General features: G+C 68.7%; 3 protein-coding genes. 2 read left to right on the top strand and 1 reads right to left on the bottom strand.

The genetic code is table 11. The features are described from left to right. The coding region (locus AC5RUF_RS16250; RefSeq protein WP_494131280.1) for an NAD(P)/FAD-dependent oxidoreductase at positions 1-864 on the top strand (864 nt) is incomplete at its 5' end. Positions 865-942: 78 nt separating this feature from the next. Here the strand turns inward: AC5RUF_RS16250 and AC5RUF_RS16245 are convergent. Further along, positions 943-1,989 carry an NAD-dependent epimerase/dehydratase family protein gene (locus AC5RUF_RS16245; protein WP_494131279.1) on the bottom strand — a complete coding sequence of 349 codons (1,047 nt, stop codon included), beginning with the start codon at positions 1,987-1,989 and terminating at the stop codon, positions 943-945. A 127-nt stretch (positions 1,990-2,116) separates the two neighbouring features. Between AC5RUF_RS16245 and AC5RUF_RS16240 the strand changes: the two genes are divergently transcribed. Beyond that, a complete protein-coding gene (locus AC5RUF_RS16240) occupies positions 2,117-3,151 on the top strand; it encodes a glutathione S-transferase family protein (protein ID WP_494131278.1) in 1,035 nt (344 codons plus the stop codon). The last annotated feature ends 367 nt before the right edge of the window (positions 3,152-3,518 follow it).

Here is a 3,518-nt window from a genome sequence, read left to right as displayed (position 1 = left end):
GGCAGCCCCCGCAACGCCCCTGCCGGCCACGTCCACGGCTTCCCGACCCGCGACGGGATGCCCCCTTCCGAACTGCTGGACCTGGCCCGCGCCGAGGTGCGCGGCTACGGCGTCGAACTGGTGGAGGGGACCGTGGCGGAAGTATCCCCGGCCGGACAGGTGCGCACGACGGACGGGCGCGAGTTCCACGGGCGGCAGCTGATCCTGGCCACCGGGCTGCGGGACGTGCTGCCGGACATCCCCGGTCTGGCGGAGCGCTGGGGCCGGGACGTGCTGCAGTGCCCCTACTGCCACGGCTACGAAACCTCGGGCAAGGTGCTGGCCGTCCTGGGCACGGCACAGACCTCGATCCAGCAGGCGCAGCTGGTCCGCACGTTCTCCGACGATGTCACGCTGGTGCTGCACTCCGGTGTTGAGCTCAGTGAAGAGGACGCGCGCGGCCTGGCCGCCATGGGCATCCGGGTGGTCGACGGCGAGGTGGCCCGACTGGGCGTGGAGGACGGGGAACTTGCGTCCCTGGAGCTTACCGACGGGCAAACCGTGCCGTGCCAGGCCTTGTTCCTGGAGCCTGAGGCTGAACTGGACGCCGGCCTGACCGCGCATTTGGAGCTGGATTCGGACGGCTGCATCGCCACCGACGAGCTGGGCCGCACCGGCAGCGAGCGGATCTGGGCCGTGGGCAACGCCACCGATCCTTCGGCGCAGGTGGTGGCCGCCGCCGGTGATGCCTACCGCCTGGCCGTGGTGGTCAACGCCAAACTGCTCGAGGAAGACCTGGGCCTGGCCGTAGACGCCGCTGGGGAAGGCTCCGGGGACGGCTCAGCAGGCCCGGTCGAAGACGCAGCTGTCCGGGAAGCGGTCTAAAGCGGTCGCACCTGAAACAGAGCGGTGCCTCCGTCCGCCGGTGAAGCGGATACCGCCTAACCGTCGCGGGGCAGCGCCCTAGGCGCGTACCCGGTTGCGCGGGGCCAGCAGCGGGGAGCCGGCTACGCCGTCGCCCGCGCTCATGCCGTCCAGCACATACTGCATGGCTTCAATCGAGGTGCGCCGCGGCTGCCATCCCAGCACCTCCCGTGCCCGGGTGGTGTCCATGACCGGTGCCCCTGCCGCCATGTCGATCCAGCCCGGATCGGTGGCCTGCAGGTGGGCGGCCCAGGTCAGCCCCACGACGGCGCGTACCAGCTTCACCGGCACGTTCAGGATCCGCTTGGCGCCCAGCAGTCCGGCGAGCAGCTCGGGGGTGATGACGGGGTCGGCGGCAATGTTGAAGGCGCCCTCCGCCCGCTGGTCCACTACGCGCCAGTAGGCGTCGGCAATGTCGTCCGCGTGCACGGCCTGGAAGACAAAGGAACTGGGCAGCGGGATGAGTGGCAGCGACAGCTTGTTCAGGAAGAACTTCGGGATCAGCGGGCCAATGAAATAGTGGCCGATTTCGCTGCCGGCATCGGAGGAGAAGATCAGCCCGGGCCGCAGCCGGGCCACCGGGATTTCCGGGTATTCCAGCTCAAACCGGTCCAGCAGCGCCTCCTGCTCACCCTTGTGCCGGCTGTAGTGCGAGCTGGAGACGCCGCGGGCGGGCCAGGATTCGTCCGTGAGCCGGTCCTTGGGGGCGGGACTGTACGCACCCACCGAAGAGGCGCAGACAAACTGGCGCACGCCTGCGGCGGCTGCGGCGGCGAGGGCGTTTTCGGTGCCCCCGACATTCACCCGGTGCAGTTCCGCTTCATTACGGTTGGGCTGGATCAGCCATGCCAGGTGTATTACGGCGTCGGCCCCGCGCAGCACCTCGGTCAGCTGCCCCACGTTCGCCTTGTCGCCGACGTCGATGCTGTGCCACTCGACGTCGGTGTACGGGTAGTGGGCGGTGTCCGGAATCCGGCGGGCAATGCCCACCACCTCCAGATCCCCGCGCTCGTGGCGGGCGTCCGCCAGCCGGCGCAGGACAGCCGTTCCCACGTTTCCGGTTGCCCCGATTACGGCTACTCGCATGGTCCAGATCCTTCCGTTGCACTGCTGACGGCATTGCAACCGACTCTACCGCCGCGCAGGATTTCCGGCAGCCGTGGTCGGATCCGGAAGCCCCCAAGGGGCAGGACGGACGCGTTAGTCTGAGGGCATGACTTCGCACAGCACCAAAGGCTCGTACGTGACCGGCGGAACTGAGTACACCCGGGACACGAACTACATTGAAACCCGGATCACCCGCGACGGACGGGACGGCTACCCGGTGGAGGCGGGCCGGTACCGGCTGATTGCCGCCCGGGCCTGCCCCTGGGCCAACCGGACCATCATTGTCCGCCGGCTGCTGGGACTGGAAGACGCCATCTCCCTGGGCCTGCCCGGCCCCACCCACGATGCCCGCAGCTGGACCTTCGACCTCGATCCGGACGGCAGGGACCCGGTCCTGGGCATCGAACGGCTGCAGGAGGCCTTCTTCCGCCGTGTGCCCGGCTACACCCGCGGCATCACCGTGCCCGCCGTCGTCGACGTGCCCACCGGCGCGGTGGTGACCAACAACTTCCCGCAGATCACCCTGGACTTCTCCACCGAGTGGAAGGACTTCCACCGCGAGGGCGCCCCGGATCTGCTCCCGGCCGAGCATATGGAAGAGATCGAGGCCGTCAACAAGCGGGTGTTCACCGAGGTGAACAACGGTGTGTACCGCTGCGGATTTGCCGGCTCGCAGGAGGCGTACGACGCCGCCTATGACCGGCTGTGGGCAGCCATGGACTGGCTGGAGGAGAGGCTGTCCAAGCAGCGCTACCTGGTGGGTGACACCATCACCGAGGCTGACGTCCGGCTGTTCACCACGCTGGTGCGCTTCGACCCGGTCTACCACGGCCACTTCAAGTGCAACCGCAACAAGCTCACTGAGATGCCGGCACTGTGGGGCTACGCCCGGGACCTGTTCCAGACCCCCGGCTTCGGCGACACCGTGGACTTTGAGCAGATCAAGGCGCACTACTACGTGGTCCATGAGGACATCAATCCCACCGGAATCATCCCCAAGGGCCCGGATCTGTCCAACTGGCTTTCGGAGCACGGGCGCGAGCAGCTGGGCGGGCGTCCGTTCGGCAACGGCACCCCGCCGGGCCCGGTCCGCGAATCCGAGCGGGTGGCTGCCGGCCACGGGGCCGCGCAGGACGGGTAGAACCCGTCCCGGGCCGGTACGCCATGGGCCCGGGACGGCACGGCATGCCCCCGGGGACAGCCGCGGTTGCGCTGTCCCCGGCGGCTCTTCCGCGGCGGTGAAAATCCAACCGGAACTGCGCGACCTAATACGCAACACAAACGTTTCTTAAAGCACTTGAGCATAGGCTAGCCTTACTTAAGCAATCGCTGCTGCTGCCCAAGGGAGGTGCGTTCGTGAGAGTAGCCGCGCGCCCGTCGGGCGCCGCTTCCCGCACTCCTTCCGGGCACCCCGGGACCGCCGCGGACACCGCAGTTCCGGCCGCCCCTGAAACCGCTGCCGGCGCCACCGCTTCCGAAAAGGCCGCTTCCGGCACCGCCAACGGCGG

Source organism: Arthrobacter sp. Y3224198 (assembly GCF_059090025.1).
The sequence above is the reverse complement of the archived record's forward strand: the minus strand, read 5'-3'. Positions and strand labels throughout refer to the sequence as shown.